Origin of the sequence: Rahnella laticis (genome assembly GCF_015644585.1) — a bacterium.
Classification (GTDB): Bacteria; Pseudomonadota; Gammaproteobacteria; order Enterobacterales; family Enterobacteriaceae; genus Rahnella; species Rahnella laticis.
Genome location: NZ_JADOBI010000017.1, coordinates 1 through 17,493 on the forward strand (window position 1 = coordinate 1; position 17,493 = coordinate 17,493).

Below are 17,493 nucleotides of genomic sequence, written 5' to 3' on the forward strand. Positions count from 1 at the left end.
GAAACGCCGTAGCGCCGATGGTAGTGTGGGGTCTCCCCATGCGAGAGTAGGGAACTGCCAGGCATCAAATAAGTGGAAAGCCCTGTACTGACGTACAGGGCTTTTTGCTATGGGAAATTTGGGGAGATTCTTAGCCACACCCTCTGTACTTGCCCTCCTGTCTTACCCTTTTTATCACTCATTGCTTTGCGTTTTCTCTGTTATATAACCAGATCATCTAATTTAATAACCGAAGCTGAAACATTTTCACTTACCGTTTGCAGACTCGACATCTTAGATAAAAACCGCTATCTTCGGCTATCTAGAAGTCTAAACGTATAAATGGATGTAGTGAGGAAGTAGCTATGCCGATCCGGGTTCCAGATGAGTTACCAGCCGTAAATTTCCTGCGCAATGAGAATGTGTTTGTGATGACTTCATCACGTGCAAAAACTCAGGAAATTCGTCCTTTGAAAGTGCTGGTACTCAACCTGATGCCAAAAAAAATTGAGACCGAAAATCAGTTTTTACGGCTGCTTTCTAACTCTCCTTTACAGATTGATGTGCAGCTTTTGCGCATTGATAGCCGTGAATCTAAAAACACCCCGGCTGAACACCTGAATAACTTTTACTGTGATTTCGAAGACATCCAGCATGACAACTATGATGGCCTGATTGTCACCGGCGCTCCTTTGGGCTTAGTGGATTTCTGTGATGTTGCTTACTGGCCAGAGATTGAGCGCGTTATCCACTGGGCGAAAGAACATGTCACGTCGACATTGTTCGTGTGTTGGGCGGTGCAGGCTGCGTTGAATGTGCTTTATGATTTGCCGAAGATGACGCGCGAAACCAAGCTTTCAGGCGTTTATCCTCACCAGACATCACAGCCGCTGGCTTTGCTGACCCGTGGATTTGATGAAACATTCCTGGCTCCTCATTCGCGCTACGCTGATTTCCCTGCGGACATCCTGCGTCAGCATACCGATCTGGATATTTTCGCTGAATCTGACGAAGCCGGTGCCTATTTGTTCGCAACGAAAGATAAGCGTATGGCCTTCGTTACGGGTCATCCCGAATATGATGCCGGTACGCTGGCCGGAGAATATCTACGTGATGTCGCAGCCGGTTTATCGCCTGAAATGCCTTATAATTACTTCCCGCAAGATAATGCAGAGCTATCGCCTAAAGCGACCTGGCGTAGTCACGGGCATCTGCTGTTTACCAACTGGCTTAACTACTATGTTTATCAGATCACGCCATTCGATCTGCGCCAGATGAACCCAACCCTGGAATAATTGCCTTCATGATTTGCAGACGATCCCTGCGCGATCGTCTGCTTCTGTTTGCCTCTAACGTCTTCCTCGCAACTGACTACCCAATCCTCAATCCCAAAAAAATCGAAATAGTTTCTTGTTTTCTGATATTTTTTTACGTTTCTATCTCACTGATTAAACGCTATTAATTCATTAAATAAAAATAAAATGGAAATCGTTTTTGATTTTATGAAAATCCTGATTACGCTTAAATCTATCGGGCAATAAATGACCATCGATAAATACCCACAGGATCTTTCCCGGTATCGCTGGTTTATTTTCTACCGTATCAGCATCTGCTTAGTGAGGCGGTCTGGCAGATTTAAGTCGAAAAATCAGGAGAGTTAGCGATGTCAGAGCAAATTACGCGCAGTCAGCTTGGTTTTACACGCCGTTTTGGTGAAAACGAAACACATATTCTGACTGAAGAAGCAGTGGATTTTTTGTCTGAGCTGGTCGTGCGCTTTACCCCGCTGCGTAACCGCTTGCTGACAGAACGTGTCGCAGTGCAGAGAAAAATTGATGACGGTACTTTACCGAATTTCATTTCGGAAACTGATTCCATAAAAAAATCAGGGTGGAAAATTCGGGGCATTCCGGAAGATTTAAGAGATCGCCGCGTAGAAATCACCGGACCCGTAGAACGCAAAATGGTGATTAACGCGCTTAATGCCAATGTGAAAGTCTTTATGGCGGATTTTGAAGATTCCCTGGCTCCTGACTGGCAAAAAGTCATCGAAGGGCAGATCAACTTACGTGATGCGGTTAACGGTACGATAAGTTACACCAATGAGTTAGGTAAAATTTACCAGCTCAAACCTGATCCAGCCGTGTTGATCTGCCGCGTCCGTGGCCTGCACTTGCCCGAAAAACATGTGACCTGGCAGGGAGAAGCCGTTCCCGGTTCATTGTTTGATTTTGCTCTGTATTTCTTCCATAACCATCGCGCGTTACTGGCAAAAGGCAGCGGCCCTTATTTCTATCTGCCAAAAATGCAGTCTTATCAGGAAGCGGACTGGTGGAGTCAGGTCTTCAGCTTTGCGGAGGACTACGCCGGATTATCCCGTGGCACCATCAAAGCCACCGTTCTGATTGAAACTCTGCCTGCCGTATTCCAGATGGACGAAATTCTTTACCACCTGCGCGACCATATCGTCGGGCTGAATTGTGGCCGCTGGGATTACATCTTCAGCTATATCAAAACGTTGAAGAGTCATGCTGACCGGGTTTTGCCCGATCGCCAGTCAGTTACCATGACGCAGCCATTCCTCAACGCGTACTCACGGCTTCTCATCAAAACCTGCCACCGCCGCGGCGCATTTGCGATGGGGGGAATGGCGGCATTTATCCCGAGCAAAGATGTTAAACGCAACGAATGGGTGCTGAACAAGGTAAGAACGGACAAAGAGCTGGAAGCGACCAACGGGCATGACGGCACCTGGATAGCACATCCGGGGCTGGCTGATACCGTGCTGGAAGTCTTCGATAAAGCGCTCGGTTCCCGCTCCAACCAGCTGGACGTATTACGCGAAGACGATGCTGATATTACAGCGGCACGACTGCTGGAGCCTTGTTCCGGCGAACGTACTGAAGAGGGTATGCGTGCCAATATCCGCGTCGCCGTGCAGTACATCGAAGCGTGGATCTCCGGTAATGGCTGCGTACCTATTTACGGGCTGATGGAAGATGCCGCTACCGCCGAGATTTCCCGAACCTCAATCTGGCAATGGATCCATCACGGCAAAACGCTCAGCGACGGTCAGCTGGTCACCAAGCCTTTGTTTCGCCGCATGCTGAATGAAGAAATGCTGGTGATACAACAGGAGTTAGGCGAACAACGTTTCAGCGCCGGGCGTTTCACGCAGGCCGCCACATTAATGGAAAAAATTACCACGCAGGATGAGTTAATCGACTTCCTGACCCTGGCGGGCTATCAGCTGCTGGCCTGATTCTTCTTACCCTACACATAAAAAGACCGGAGCATTTGCCATGAAAACAACTCGTACTCAGCAAATTCAGCAGCTTGAAGAAACCTGGAATCAGCCACGCTGGAAGGGGATTACCCGCCCTTATACGGCCGCCGAAGTCATCAGCCTGCGCGGCTCGGTGAACCCGGAATGTACTCTGGCTCAGCACGGCGCTGCCCGTCTGTGGAATTTACTGCACGGCGCGTCCCGTAAGGGATATGTGAATTGCCTGGGCGCGCTCACCGGCGGGCAGGCATTGCAGCAGGCAAAAGCCGGGATTGAGGCGATTTATCTGTCTGGCTGGCAGGTTGCCGCCGATGCGAATACCGCATCCAGTATGTATCCCGATCAGTCGTTATATCCGGTGAATTCTGTACCGGAAGTGGTGGCCCGTATTAACAATACCTTCCGCCGTGCCGATCAGATTCAATGGGCAAATAATATTGAACCGGGTCAGCAAGGCTATACCGATTATTTCCTGCCGATAGTTGCCGACGCAGAGGCCGGTTTTGGCGGCGTGCTGAATGCGTTTGAACTGATGAAATCAATGATTGAAGCCGGTGCGGCAGCGGTGCATTTCGAGGACCAGCTTGCTGCGGTGAAAAAATGCGGACACATGGGAGGCAAGGTGCTGGTACCTACTCAGGAGGCAGTTCAAAAGCTGGTGTCTGCGCGTCTGGCTGCTGATGTACTTGGCGTGCCGACCTTGCTGGTGGCCCGTACCGACGCCGACGCCGCTGATTTGCTGACATCCGATTGCGATCCTTATGATAGCCAGTTCATTACCGGCGAGAGAACGCATGAAGGTTTTTACCGCACACATGCTGGCATTGAACAGGCGATCAGCCGCGGGCTGGCTTACGCGCCGTATGCTGACGTTGTCTGGTGTGAAACATCGACGCCGGATTTGAAACTTGCACAGCGTTTTGCTGAGGCGATTCACGCGAAATTCCCGGGCAAATTGCTGGCCTATAACTGCTCACCGTCGTTTAACTGGAAGAAGAATCTGGATGATAAAACGATTGCCAGCTTCCAGGATCAGCTGGCGGCGATGGGCTATCAGTACCAGTTCATCACGCTGGCGGGCATACACAGCATGTGGTTCAACATGTTCGATCTTGCTCATGCGTATGCGCAGGGCGAGGGGATGAAGCATTACGTCGAAAAAGTGCAGGAACCTGAATTTGCGGCGATCGGCCGCGGATACACTTTTGCTTCACATCAGCAGGAAGTGGGCACCGGGTATTTCGACAAAGTGACGAACATCATTCAGGGCGGACGCTCATCGGTAACCGCGTTAACCGGTTCGACCGAAGAACAGCAATTCTCCCCGACATCCCACTGATCTGACCCGGCGCAAGCCGGGTTTTTCCTCTGACGGAGCCGACATTATGCGCATCGAGCTGTTGATTGCTCAGACTATTTTGCAAGGGTTCGATGCACAGTATGGCCGGTTTCTGGAGGTGACTTCAGAAGCTCAGCAACGTTTCGAGCGTGCCAACTGGCCGGCGGTGCAGGCGGCCATGAAACAGCGAATTCATCTTTATGACCACCATGTCGGATTGGTTGTCTCTCAGCTCAAATGCATCACGGGTCAGCACTTTTACGATGCTGCATTTCTGGTCCGCATAAAAAACTGTTACGCCGGATTGTTGCCTGACTATCCCCGGGCAGAAATCGCCGAAAGTTTCTTTAATTCAGTCTATTGCCGGATTTTCAAACACCGTGAACTCACGACAGATAAGCTTTTTATTTTTAGCGAACAGCCAGTCCACCGGCCACAGAACTGCGCCCGGCCACTCGCCCGGCAATATCCTGTGAAAGGAAATCTGGTCGCCACACTGAGCCGGGTTCTCTACGATCTGCCGATGCGTTTAGCGTGGGAGAATGGGCCGCGTGATATTGATTACATCAGTACAGCGTTGCAGCAGAGATTCCCCAGTGATGCGGTATCAGAGGCGGTAATTGAGATCTCCACTGAAGTTTTCTACCGCAATAAGGCGGCGTGGATTATTGGAAAAATCAGGATGGGTCAGCAGGTTTTCCCGCTGTTATTGCCGGTACATCAAAGCCATCAGCGCGAATTGTTTGTGGATGCGTGTCTGACAGAGGGAAATGATGCCAGCATCGTTTTCGGCTTCGCGCGTTCCTATTTTATGGTTTACGCCCCGCAACCGGGCGCGCTGGTGGAATGGTTACGGGAGATATTACCGGCCAAAACGACGGCTGAACTTTACAGCGCGATTGGCTGCCAGAAGCATGCGAAAACCGAATGTTATCGTGAGCATTTACGCTTTATGGCGCAAACCGACGAGTCTTTTATTATTGCGCCGGGCGTCAAAGGTATGGTCATGCTGGTCTTTACCTTGCCGGGAAGTGACCGCGTTTTCAAAGTCATTAAAGACCGTTTCGCCCCGCAAAAGGAGGTGACCGAAGCGCAGGTTATGGCCTGTTACCAGCTGGTCAAAGAGCACGACCGCGTAGGGCGGATGGCTGATACCCAGGAATTTGAGCATTTTGTTCTGGCTAAGAAAAACATTAGTCCGGAGTTAATGGCAGAGCTACAACGTGAAGTCCCGGCGAAGATTGAAGATCTGGGCGACAGTATTGCCCTGAAGCATTTGTATATCGAACGGCGTATGACGCCGCTGAATTTATATCTGGAACAGGCGGATGATCAGCAGCTGCATGACGTTATTGAAGAATACGGCAACGCGATTAAACAACTTGCGGCAGCGAACATCTTTCCCGGCGATATGTTGTTTAAAAACTTTGGCGTAACCCGTCATGGTCGTGTCGTATTTTATGATTACGACGAAATCTGTTACATGACGGAAGTGAATTTCCGCGATATTCCTGCCGCGCGTTACCCTGAGGATGAACTGGCCAGCGAGCCCTGGTACAGCATTGCACCGGGGGATGTTTTTCCTGAAGAATTTCGCCATTTCCTGTGCAGCGACAAGCGTGTCCGGCAGTTCTTCGAAGCGGCACACAATGACCTGTTTTGTGCCGATTACTGGCGCGGTTTGCAAACACGGATCCGCGAAGGGCACGTCGAGGACGTCTTCGCATATCGTCGCAGCCAGCGTTTCAGCCGCCGTTAAGTCTTATGCTCCCGCCATCCGTGCGGGAGCTGCTCCTCAATTAATGTTTCCCGCCGCCATAAGCCTGCGTAATTTCTTTTGCTGCATGGATCACCAGCGCGCCCAGTTCTGTCACTCGATCGTCTGTTATCCGTGAAACCGGGCCTGAAATGGAAATAGCGGCGTAAGCATCGTTATGCTCATCGTAAATGCAGGTCGCCACGCAGCGCAGGCCTAGCGCATGTTCTTCATCATCAAAGGCATAACCGCGTTTGCGCGTATCGGCCAGCTCCTGTTTCAGGTTTGCCGGAGACGTCTTGGTCAGTGGCGTGTAGCTGTGCAAACCAATTTTGTGCAGAAGTTTCGCCAGGCGCTCTTCCGGCAGGGTGGAAAGAAATGCCTTACCCGCGCCGGAAGCGTGCATCGGCAGTTTTCCGCCAATCGGCGCTGACATCCGCATCAGCGCATTGCACTGCACCTGATCGATGATGATCGCCTGATAATCACTGTGATCCAGTACGGCCAGATTGACGGTTTCACCCGACTCTTCCATCAGACGGCGCAGCATCGGGTGCACCATCGCGAGTAAATTACGGCTTTGCAGAAAACTGCTGCCGACTACGAACGCATGCGAGCCGATGGTCCACAGACCCAAATCGCCGACCTGCCGGACAAAACCCTGTTGCTGCATCGTGGTCAGCAAACGGTGAGTGGTGGAATTCGGTAAACCTGCCTGCTGAGCCAGATCCGTCAGCGCAACGCTGCCCTGAGCTTCAGCGATATATTCCAGCAACTTAAGGCCACGCGTGAGGGACTGAACCTGTCCGGTGGCGGCGCTGCCTGTTGTCGCAGCGGTTTTTGTTTTCTTAGCACGCTTGGCCGGAGTCAATGCGGACGTTGCCATAAGCCTGTTCCTTGTAAGATGCGCCAAACGCTGGCGAAGAAAAGTCATTTTTGGAATTGGTTTTCGTTTTTACAGTATGGATCGCAACCTGCCTTTGCGCTCATCCGATGTGTTGCACAGCATTTGCGGGATGCCTTCCTGAATTGAAAAAGTCTCATGTCACCGCGGCCTTTTGCCTTCTGAAGGTATGCTAGGATGTTGACCATAATTTCCGGCGTATGAATGAACAATTTGCCGGGTGTGCGTGGTGGGTGATGAGGTGAAAGTGACTAATCGGGTTGAAGCGCTACATAAGCAACTGGCACAGCGCATTTTGGTGCTGGACGGCGGCATGGGAACCATGATCCAGAGCTACCGTCTTGAAGAAGAAGATTATCGCGGCGAGCGCTTTGCCGACTGGGAAAGCGATCTTAAAGGTAATAACGATCTTCTGGTCCTGAGCAACCCCGAAGTGATCATCGAGATTCATAACGGTTATCTTGCCGCTGGCGCAGATATTCTCGAAACCAACACCTTTAACTCCACGACCATCGCGATGGCCGACTACCACATGGAGTCGCTTTCCGCGGAAATTAACTATGAAGCGGCTCGTCTGGCGCGGATCTGCGCCGATGAATGGACTGCACGCACGCCGGATAAACCGCGTTATGTGGCCGGTGTTTTAGGCCCGACCAACCGCACGGCTTCGATCTCTCCGGATGTTAACGATCCGGCTTTCCGTAATGTCTCTTTCGACCAACTGGTCGAAGCGTACCGCGAATCCACCCGGGCGCTGATTAAAGGCGGTGCCGATCTGATCATGATCGAAACCGTTTTCGACACACTCAACGCCAAAGCCGCGACGTTTGCGGTGGAAACCGAATTTGAAGCGCTGGGTATCGTACTACCGGTAATGGTTTCCGGCACGATCACCGACGCCTCTGGCCGTACGTTGTCAGGCCAGACAACCGAAGCGTTTTATAACTCGCTGCGTCACGTTAAGCCGCTCACATTCGGCCTGAACTGCGCACTGGGGCCGGACGAATTACGCCAGTATGTCGCCGAATTATCGCGTATTGCTGAATGTTATGTCACCGCGCACCCGAATGCGGGCTTACCGAACGCCTTTGGTGAGTACGATCTTGAAGCCAAAGAAATGGCGGAGCACATCAGCGAATGGGCGCGCTCGGGCTTCCTGAATATCGTCGGCGGCTGCTGTGGTACCACGCCGGCGCACATTGCTGCGATGGTGAAAGCGGTTGAAGGTGTGCCCCCGCGTCAGCTGCCGGTTATTCCCGTTGCCTGCCGTCTGGCGGGGCTGGAACCGCTGACTATCGATGCACAAACCCTCTTTGTGAACGTGGGTGAGCGTACCAACGTCACCGGTTCTGCGCGTTTCAAACGCCTGATTAAAGAAGAAAAATATGCCGAAGCGCTGGCAGTGGCCCGTCAGCAGGTGGAAAGCGGCGCGCAGATTATCGACATCAACATGGATGAAGGGATGCTCGACGCTGAAGCGGCGATGGTGCGCTTCCTGAATCTGATTGCCGGTGAACCGGATATTGCCCGCGTGCCGATCATGATTGACTCCTCCAAGTGGGATGTCATCGAAAAAGGTCTGAAATGTATCCAGGGCAAAGGCATTGTTAACTCCATCTCGATGAAAGAAGGGGAAGAAGCTTTCCTTCACCATGCCCGGATTGTGCGACGTTACGGCGCGGCCGTGGTGGTCATGGCTTTTGATGAAACCGGACAGGCAGATACCCGTGCCCGTAAAATCGAAATCTGCCGCCGCGCCTATAAATTACTGACAGAAAAAGTCGGCTTCCCGCCGGAAGATATTATCTTTGACCCGAATATCTTCGCGGTCGCCACGGGGATTGATGAGCACAATAACTACGCCGTCGACTTCATCGAGGCCTGTGCAGATATCAAATCAGAATTGCCGCATGCGATGATCTCGGGCGGCGTTTCCAACGTTTCCTTCTCCTTCCGCGGCAATGAGCCGGTGCGCGAAGCCATTCACGCCGTATTCCTGTATCACGCGATCCGCAACGGCATGGATATGGGCATTGTTAATGCCGGTCAGTTGGCTATTTACGATGACTTACCGGCTGAACTGCGCGATGCCGTTGAAGATGTGATTCTGAACCGCCGTGAAGACGGTACAGAACGCCTGTTGGAGCTGGCGGAAAAATACCGTGGAAGCAAAGACGACGGCGAAGCCAACAAACAGCAGGCCGAATGGCGTGGCTGGGATGTTAAAAAACGCCTCGAATATTCCCTGATCAAAGGCATTACCGAATTCATCGAGCTGGACACCGAAGAGTGCCGCCAGCAGGCCGTTCGCCCGATTGAAGTGATTGAAGGGCCGCTGATGGATGGTATGAACGTCGTCGGGGACCTTTTCGGTGCCGGCAAAATGTTCCTGCCGCAAGTGGTGAAATCCGCGCGTGTAATGAAGCAGGCGGTGGCTTATCTCGAACCTTACATCGAAGCCAGCAAGGAGAAAGGCCAGACAAACGGCAAAATCCTGCTCGCGACGGTGAAAGGCGATGTTCATGACATCGGCAAAAATATCGTGGGTGTGGTGCTGCAATGTAATAACTACGAGATTATCGATCTCGGGGTTATGGTGCCGACCGACAAAATATTGAAAACAGCCATCGAAGAAAACGTCGATATCATCGGCCTTTCCGGCCTCATCACGCCGTCGCTGGACGAAATGGTCAACGTGGCAAAAGAGATGGAGCGCCGCGGGTTTACGATGCCGCTGCTTATCGGCGGTGCCACCACATCTAAGGCGCATACCGCGGTTAAAATCGAGCAGAACTACAGCGGCGCGACGTGTTACGTACAAAACGCCTCGCGTTCTGTCGGCGTAGTTTCGGCTCTGTTATCCGCTGAACAGCGTGACGCTTTTATCGGGCGAACCCGCAAAGAATACGAAACTGTGCGGATCCAGCATGGCCGCAAAAAGCCCCGGACGCCGCCGGTCAGCCTTGAAGTGGCGCGCGACAATGCTACGACGATTGACTGGGAAAATTATACGCCGCCGGTCGCGCATCGTTTGGGTATCCAGAAAGTGGAAGCCAGCATCGAAACGCTGCGTAATTACATCGACTGGACGCCATTCTTCATGACCTGGTCGCTGGCAGGCAAATACCCGCGAATTCTGGAAGATGAAGTCGTTGGCGAAGAAGCCAAACGCCTGTTCAAGGATGCTAACGATCTGCTCGATAAGCTTTCCGCTGAAAAATTACTGAATCCGCGCGGTGTAGTCGGCTTATTCCCGGCGAACCGCAAAGGCGACGATATCGAAATTTACAGCGACGAACGTCGTGATGAAGTGCTGGTGGTCAGCCACCATTTGCGTCAGCAAACCGAAAAAACGGACTTCGCGAACTATTGCCTGGCCGATTTTGTTGCGCCGAAATCCAGCGGCAAAAAAGATTACATGGGCGCATTTGCCGTGACCGGCGGGCTGGAGGAGGACGCGCTGGCCGAGGCGTACGACAGGCAGCACGACGATTACAACAAAATCATGATCAAAGCGCTGGCAGACCGTCTGGCAGAAGCCTTTGCAGAATACCTGCATGAAAAAGTGCGTAAGGTTTACTGGGGTTTTGCCGCCAACGAGAACCTGAGTAACGAAGAACTTATTCGTGAAAATTATCAGGGGATCCGCCCGGCACCGGGTTATCCGGCGTGTCCTGAACACACTGAAAAAGGGCAAATCTGGAAACTGCTGGATGTTGAGGCTAACACCGGTATGCAACTGACCGAATCCTTTGCAATGTGGCCGGGCGCGGCTGTCTCGGGCTGGTATTTCAGCCATCCCGACAGCAAATATTTCGCCGTCGCACAAATCCAGCGCGATCAGGTTGAGGATTACGCGGCTCGTAAGAATATGCCCGTCGCCGAAGTCGAACGCTGGCTGGCGCCTAACTTAGGTTACGACGCCGACTAATTCCCCCGTCATGCTTTCAGCTGACTCTGCGCTGGCGATTCTCATGAACCCCGGCCACTGACTTCATCAGGTGGCCGGGATTTATTTCAATTCACTTCCACATCAATATGCAGTGCGTCATAACGCCAGTATTCCAAATCGCAGTCGATGACCCGGTCGTTCTGGTCCCGGTTGGTGCGCGTGATAAATAACGCCGGGCTGCCGGAGGCGACTTTCAGCGCGTGCGACGCTTCTTTTGTCAGCAGCGTCGGCACCATATCAAACCGTACGCGCCCGTAATGAATATCGTAACGCGATGCATACAGATCGGTCAGGGAAGACGTTAAATCTGCATCAAGAATGTCACTGAAATACAACGGGTTGAGGTAATGCTCGACATAAAGTACCGGGCGTTTATCGATATAGCGTAACCGGCGGATGCAGATCACATTACTGGCGGAGGGCAGCAATAATTTCTGGCAAACGGTATCGCTGGCGATGCAGTGTCTGGCGTCGATGACCTCCGTCTGAGCGCTGCGCCCCTGATCTTTTGCCATTGCGTGAAAATGGCTGCGCTGCAACGGGTTATAAATAATGCGCGGTGGCGAAACAAACCAGCCCCGGCGCACTTCACGATAAATCAGCCCCTGCGCTTCCAGATGGCCTAACGCTTCACGCAGCGTAATGCGGGTCGTGGAAAACTGTTCACTCAACGCGCGCTCAGAAGGCAGCCTTCCCTCGGCAGAAAATGCCCCGGCCGCAATACTTTCGCTCAATGCCTTGCAGATAACGGCAAGGGTGGTCTGCGATTCATTCATCGGTCAGCAAGCCTCATTTCAGTGCGTTTTTGCACCAATCCGACTCCGCATTGCATAAATTATGTGCGCTTGTTAACAGCGATAAGCTTAAAACTGCTGCTTTTTCACGCTGACATATAATTATCACAATTGATCGTTAGATTGGCTTGGTTCTTGCTGGACTAGACCAGCATTTCACACACACTATCATCTGGAGCATCCGTTATGAAACAGTTGTTCGCTTCTGTGTTAACCAGCGCGCTTGTCCTCTCCGCATCATCGGCTTTTGCCGCTGAACCTCCTGCTGAACTCCTGAAAGCGGCACAAGCCGAAGGCACGGTAAACAGCGTCGGTATGCCTGATGACTGGGCTAACTGGAAAGATACCTGGAATGATTTGAGCACCAAATACGGCCTGAAACACAGTGATACCGATATGAGTTCTGCGCAGGAAATCGCGAAATTCCTCGCTGAAAAAGATAATGCCAGTGCGGATATTGGTGATGTGGGTGCTGCATTCGGTCCGGTAGCGGTTCAGAAAGGCGTCACACAGCCTTATAAACCGACCACCTGGGATCAGGTGCCAGACTGGGCCAAAGACAAAGACGGGATGTGGGCACTCGCTTACACCGGAACCATCGCGTTCATTATTGATAAGTCTCAGGTCAAAGATGCACCACATAGCTGGGCTGATTTGCTGAAGGGCAAATACAAAGTCACCATCGGTGATGTCAGCACCGCTGCGCAGGCAGCAAACGGTGTTCTGGCCGCTACATACGCAATGGGCGGTAATGAGCAGAACCTGAAACCGGGTCTCGAATACTTCGGTAAGCTGGCGAAAGCAGGGCGTCTGAGCCTGACTAACCCGGTTATTGCTTCTCTGGAAAAAGGTGAAGTGCAAGTTGGCGTGGTCTGGGACTTCAACGGTCTGAACTATCGCGACAAAATCGACAAAACCCGCTTCGACGTGGTTATCCCTTCTGACGGTTCTATCACCTCGGGTTACACCACCATTATCAACAAATTCGGCAAACACCCGAATGCCGCCAAACTGGCGCGTGAATACATCTTCTCCGATGCCGGTCAGATCAACCTGGCGCGTGGCTATGCCCGTCCAATCCGTGCTGATCACATCACTCTGCCAGACGACGTGAAAGCCAAACTGCTGCCATCCAGTGAATATAAAAATGCTCACCCGATTGCCGATCCGGCTGCATGGGATAAGAGCGCTAAAACGCTCCCTCGCCTGTGGCAGGAAAACGTCATGATCAACATGCAGCAATAATTTCCTGAATTAAAAAATAGAAAAACCGGGCAGCGAAAGCATTGATTAATTACAACACCTGCAAGAAAGGCAAAAGTGTAATGAAGAGCATTCTGGTAGTACTCGACGGCCTCAATTATCAGGTCGCCCAAGACGCAATGGGATATTTACAGGCGCAATGTGCCGCAGGGCGCGGGCGTTTGTATCAACTGGAATGCGAACTGCCTTCGCTGTCCCGGCCGCTTTACGAATGCATTCTCACCGGCATCACGCCGGTAGAAAGCGGCATCGTTCATAACCACGTTGACCGTTTATCGACTCAACGCAGTATTTTTCATTATGCCCGCGACGCCGGTCTGACGACGGCTGCTGCGGCCTATCACTGGGTCAGCGAGCTGTATAACCGCACGCCGTTTGATCCGCCGCGCGACCGCCATACCAGCGATGAATCCCTGGCTATTCAGCACGGCCATTTTTATTACGATGATGCTTATCCTGATTCGCATTTATTCGACGATGCGGAAAGTCTGCGCCGTCGCCACGACCCGGATTTCCTGCTTATCCACCCGATGAACATTGATGATGCGGGCCACAAATTCGGGCTTTCGACGCCGCAATACCGCAACAAAGCGCGCACAGCGGATGGCATTCTTTCGCACTATTTGGGCGACTGGCTGGAAGCAGGTTATCAGGTGATTGTTACCGCCGACCACGGAATGAACGATGACCGCAGTCACGGCGGGATTTTGCCGGAGGAGCGTCAGGTGCCGCTGTTTGTCTTCGGTAGTGCGTTCAGCATGAAAGACGCCGAACCCCTGCAAACTGAGCTGTGCGGCACGGTTTGTCAGATCCTCAATATTGCCCACGATAAGCCACACTGCGCGGCATTACTGGCCTGAACTCCCTCACTTTTAAAGGATCCCCGATGAAAGGTAAGTGGATTGCGGCGCTGTTTATTTTGCCGTTTCTGGTGTTTTTCATCGCTTTCCAGCTGGCGCCGCTGGCCTGGATTGCGGTGAGCAGTTTTTACAGCGAAACCTATGAAGCCTGGGGGCTGGGTAATTACACCGACATTCTGACCTCTCCGTTTTATTTACAGGCCATGCGCATCTCGCTGGATATCTCAATCTGGTCGAGTTTGTACGGTTTGATTATTGCGTTAGTGGGCAGTTACTCACTTCGCCAGCTAGGCCCGACAAAGCTTCATGATTTCGTCATGTCCTTTACTAACATGACCAGCAACTTTGCAGGCGTGCCGCTGGCGTTTGCCTTCGTCATCCTGCTCGGTCTGAACGGATGCCTGACGTTATTGCTGCGTAAATATGGCCTGATGGAACATTTCGACCTGTATTCGAAAGACGGGCTGATTGTGCTCTACACCTATTTCCAGATCCCGCTTGGCGTTTTGCTGATGTATCCGGCCTTTGATGCGTTGCGTGAAGACTGGCGCGAATCGGCTGCATTGCTGGGCGCGGGGCGCTGGAGTTACTGGCGACATATCGGTATCCCGGTTCTGTTCCCGGCGCTGCTGGGCACTTTCGTTATTTTGCTGGCCAATGCCCTCGGCGCGTATGCCACGGTGTACGCGCTGACCACCGGTAACTTCAACGTGGTGCCGGTTCGTATCGCCGCGCTGGTGTCGGGTGATATTTCCCTCGACCCGAATATAGGGAGCGCGCTGGCGATGTTGCTGGTGGTACTGATGGCGTTTATCACGCTGATTCATCAGTGGTTATTGCGCAAAAGTTATCTCAGTCAGCGTAGCTGATTGCTGAAAAAGGAACGTGAGATGTCGCGATCTGAAGCGATTTACCACCGTGTGGTGATCTGGATTTTGTTGATTGTTTTGATGCTGCCGCTGCTGGCGACGCTGGTTTATGCGCTGGTGCTGGAATGGGGAGCCACGATTTTGCCGAGCGGTTTCACGCTCAAATGGCTGGTGGAGTTGTGGAGCGATCCGCGCTTCCTGATTGCGCTCTGGCACTCGCTGCTGGTCTGTTTCGGCACGCTTTTCCTGTCGCTGGTGCTGATCCTGCCGCTTATGTTTGTGATTGCTTACTATTTCCCTAAGCTCGATGCGCTGATGAATATTCTCATCCTGCTGCCGTTTGCCGTGCCGCCGGTCGTCTCATCCGTTGGCCTGATGCAGCTCTATTCTGGCGGGCCTCTCGCGCTGACCGGCACTCCGTGGATCCTGATCGGCTGTTACTTCACGATAGCGCTGCCGTTTATCTACCGTGCCATCTCCAACAACATGCAGGCGATAAACTTGCGTGACCTGATGGACGCCGCGCATCTGCTGGGCGCAAGCACCTGGAAAGCCGCGCTGCTGGTGGTATTACCGAACTTACGCAAGGGCGGAACCATCGCCGTATTGCTGTCGTTTTCCTTCCTGATTGGGGAATTCGTTTTCGCCAACCTGCTGGCGGGCAGCCGTTACGAAACGGTTCAGGTTTATCTCTATAACATGCGCAATGGCAGCGGCCATTTCACCAGCGCACTGGTTATCTCCTATTTCATGGTCGTCCTGATTTTCACCTGGGTGGCAAACATGCTGAACAAAGGAAAGAGCTGATTATGTCGTATTTACAGGTCACTCAACTTAACAAGTCTTACGGCCCGACTCAGATTTTCAACAACATCGATTTCTCCGCAAAAGAGGGGGAATTTGTGACGCTGCTGGGGCCAAGCGGCTGCGGGAAGTCTACGTTGCTGCGCTGTCTGGCCGGTCTGACATCCGTCGACAGTGGCAAAATTCTGATTCAGGGGCAGGACATCGTGCCGCTGCCACCGCAACAGCGCGGTATCGGCATGGTTTTTCAGAGCTATGCGCTTTTTCCTAATATGACGGTGGAAGCCAACGTCGCGTTCGGTCTGAAAATGCAGAAGATACCCGCTTCCGAAGTGCATCGCCGCGTGGGCGAAGTGCTCGAACTGGTGGAAATGAACGATTACGCCAAACGTTACCCGCATCAGCTCTCCGGCGGTCAGTGTCAGCGTGTGGCGCTGGCGCGTTCGCTGGTAACACAGCCGCGTTTGCTATTGCTCGATGAACCGTTGTCTGCGCTGGATGCCCGGATCCGCAAGCATTTGCGCGAACAAATCCGCCGGATCCAGCGCGAAATGAACCTCACCGCCATTTTCGTGACACACGATCAGGAAGAAGCCCTGACTATGTCAGACCGGATTGTGCTGATGAACAAAGGACAAATCGTCCAAAATGCCGATGCCGAGACCTTGTATACTGAGCCGGTCGATGCTTTCGCCGCCGGTTTTATTGGCAGCTATAATTTGCTGAGTGCCGAACAGGCGCTGGCGCTGACAGGCCAGACGTACACTGGCCGTGTTGCCATTCGTCCGGAGTCCGTGACGATTTGCGCGGCCGGACAGGACATTCCGGCTAAAATTCTCAGCCACAGCCTGCTGGGCAATGTCGTGCGGTATCGCGTTTTAGCGCATGGCGTCGAGCTTTCTGTGGATGTCTTAAACCGTTCTGTGGCCTCACTTCGCGCCGATGGCAGCGATATTGGTCTACAGTTAGATCTTGTTACGTTACGGGAAGTTGCATGAAACTGGCGCTGTTTGATCTCGATGAAACCCTGATTAGCGGCGACTGTTCCAGCTTGTGGTCAGCCTACATGGTGGCAAAAGGCTGGGTGGCTGATGAGCAGTCTTTCCTGCAACAAGATGCCGCACTGATGCAGCAATATGCGGTCGGCAAGATGGATATGCAGGAGTACATGCGTTGTACTCTGGTGCCGCTGATTGATCGCCGTGAAAGTGACGTCGCGGCAATGGTCGAAAATTACATTCAGGATGTGATTGCTCCGCGTATTTATATGCAGGCGCGCGAGTGTCTGGCCGCTCATCGCGCTCAGGGCGACCGGACGGTGATTATTTCCGCGTCAGGCGAACATCTGGTAAGGCCGATTGCCCGTTTCCTTGGTGTTGATGAAACACTGGCGATTGGTGTTGAAATACAAGACGGGCGCTTTACCGGTGCCACGCAGGGGACGATGACCTATCGCGAAGGCAAAGTTTCGCGGTTGCTGCATCTCATCAATCAGGACGAAACCCTGTTACAAGAAGCCAGTTTCTATTCGGATTCTCACAATGACCTGCCGTTACTGACCCGCGTGGGGCAGCCGGTGGCAGTGAATCCGGACGCTGTCCTGCTCCAGCACGCCCGGCAGGCAGGATGGCCGATTTATGCCTGGCGTTAAGCCGGTATAAACCTGAATTTCCCCGCCCGGTTTCTG

Annotated in this window: 13 protein-coding genes; 11 read left to right on the forward strand and 2 right to left on the reverse strand. The window is 52.5% G+C overall.

Annotated features, from left to right (window positions below):
• The first annotated feature begins 344 nt into the window (after positions 1–344).
• The 4 genes from metA to aceK all read left to right on the forward strand — a co-directional run bounded on the left by metA (position 345) and on the right by aceK (position 6,363).
• Entirely contained in the window at positions 345–1,274 is a 930-nt protein-coding gene (gene metA / locus IV433_RS24210) for a homoserine O-acetyltransferase MetA (RefSeq protein ID WP_195816347.1), read from the forward strand.
• Positions 1,275–1,642: 368 nt separating this feature from the next.
• The gene (gene aceB / locus IV433_RS24215; RefSeq protein ID WP_195816346.1) at positions 1,643–3,241 is read left to right on the forward strand and encodes a malate synthase A; all 1,599 of its coding nucleotides are present in this window, start codon (positions 1,643–1,645) and stop codon (positions 3,239–3,241) included.
• Between the two features lie 40 nt (positions 3,242–3,281).
• Positions 3,282–4,604: an isocitrate lyase gene (aceA, locus tag IV433_RS24220; protein ID WP_195816345.1), complete on the forward strand. Its 1,323-nt coding sequence runs from the start codon at positions 3,282–3,284 to the stop codon at positions 4,602–4,604.
• A gap of 46 nt (positions 4,605–4,650) precedes the next feature.
• Entirely contained in the window at positions 4,651–6,363 is a 1,713-nt protein-coding gene (aceK, locus tag IV433_RS24225) for a bifunctional isocitrate dehydrogenase kinase/phosphatase (RefSeq protein ID WP_195816344.1), read from the forward strand.
• Between the two features lie 40 nt (positions 6,364–6,403).
• Here aceK and iclR read toward each other — a convergent pair whose 3' ends face one another.
• The gene (gene iclR / locus IV433_RS24230; protein WP_195816343.1) at positions 6,404–7,246 is read right to left on the reverse strand and encodes a glyoxylate bypass operon transcriptional repressor IclR; all 843 of its coding nucleotides are present in this window, start codon (positions 7,244–7,246) and stop codon (positions 6,404–6,406) included.
• Between the two features lie 265 nt (positions 7,247–7,511).
• On the opposite strand from iclR, the gene metH reads away from it, so the two are divergent.
• The gene (gene metH / locus IV433_RS24235; RefSeq protein ID WP_370530283.1) at positions 7,512–11,195 is read left to right on the forward strand and encodes a methionine synthase; all 3,684 of its coding nucleotides are present in this window, start codon (positions 7,512–7,514) and stop codon (positions 11,193–11,195) included.
• Between the two features lie 86 nt (positions 11,196–11,281).
• Here metH and IV433_RS24240 read toward each other — a convergent pair whose 3' ends face one another.
• On the reverse strand, positions 11,282–11,992 hold the full coding sequence (locus IV433_RS24240) for a UTRA domain-containing protein (RefSeq protein WP_195816341.1): 711 nt from the start codon (positions 11,990–11,992) through the stop codon (positions 11,282–11,284).
• 204 nt (positions 11,993–12,196) lie between these two features.
• Between IV433_RS24240 and IV433_RS24245 the strand changes: the two genes are divergently transcribed.
• The 6 genes from IV433_RS24245 to IV433_RS24270 all read left to right on the forward strand — a co-directional run bounded on the left by IV433_RS24245 (position 12,197) and on the right by IV433_RS24270 (position 17,457).
• Entirely contained in the window at positions 12,197–13,255 is a 1,059-nt protein-coding gene (locus IV433_RS24245; RefSeq protein WP_195816340.1) for an ABC transporter substrate-binding protein, read from the forward strand.
• A gap of 80 nt (positions 13,256–13,335) precedes the next feature.
• Positions 13,336–14,133, forward strand: coding sequence for an alkaline phosphatase family protein (locus IV433_RS24250; RefSeq protein ID WP_195816339.1), 798 nt, complete (start codon positions 13,336–13,338; stop codon positions 14,131–14,133).
• Between the two features lie 26 nt (positions 14,134–14,159).
• Positions 14,160–15,002 (forward strand): ABC transporter permease, encoded by an 843-nt coding sequence (locus tag IV433_RS24255; protein WP_195816338.1) that lies wholly within the window; start codon positions 14,160–14,162, stop codon positions 15,000–15,002.
• A gap of 21 nt (positions 15,003–15,023) precedes the next feature.
• Positions 15,024–15,809, forward strand: coding sequence for an ABC transporter permease (locus IV433_RS24260; protein ID WP_195816337.1), 786 nt, complete (start codon positions 15,024–15,026; stop codon positions 15,807–15,809).
• A 2-nt stretch (positions 15,810–15,811) separates the two neighbouring features.
• Positions 15,812–16,804 carry an ABC transporter ATP-binding protein gene (locus IV433_RS24265; protein ID WP_195816336.1) on the forward strand — a complete coding sequence of 331 codons (993 nt, stop codon included), beginning with the start codon at positions 15,812–15,814 and terminating at the stop codon, positions 16,802–16,804.
• Positions 16,801–17,457 carry an HAD family hydrolase gene (locus tag IV433_RS24270; protein WP_195816335.1) on the forward strand — a complete coding sequence of 219 codons (657 nt, stop codon included), beginning with the start codon at positions 16,801–16,803 and terminating at the stop codon, positions 17,455–17,457. Before IV433_RS24265 ends, IV433_RS24270 begins: the two co-directional genes overlap by 4 nt.
• Positions 17,458–17,493: the final 36 nt, after the last annotated feature.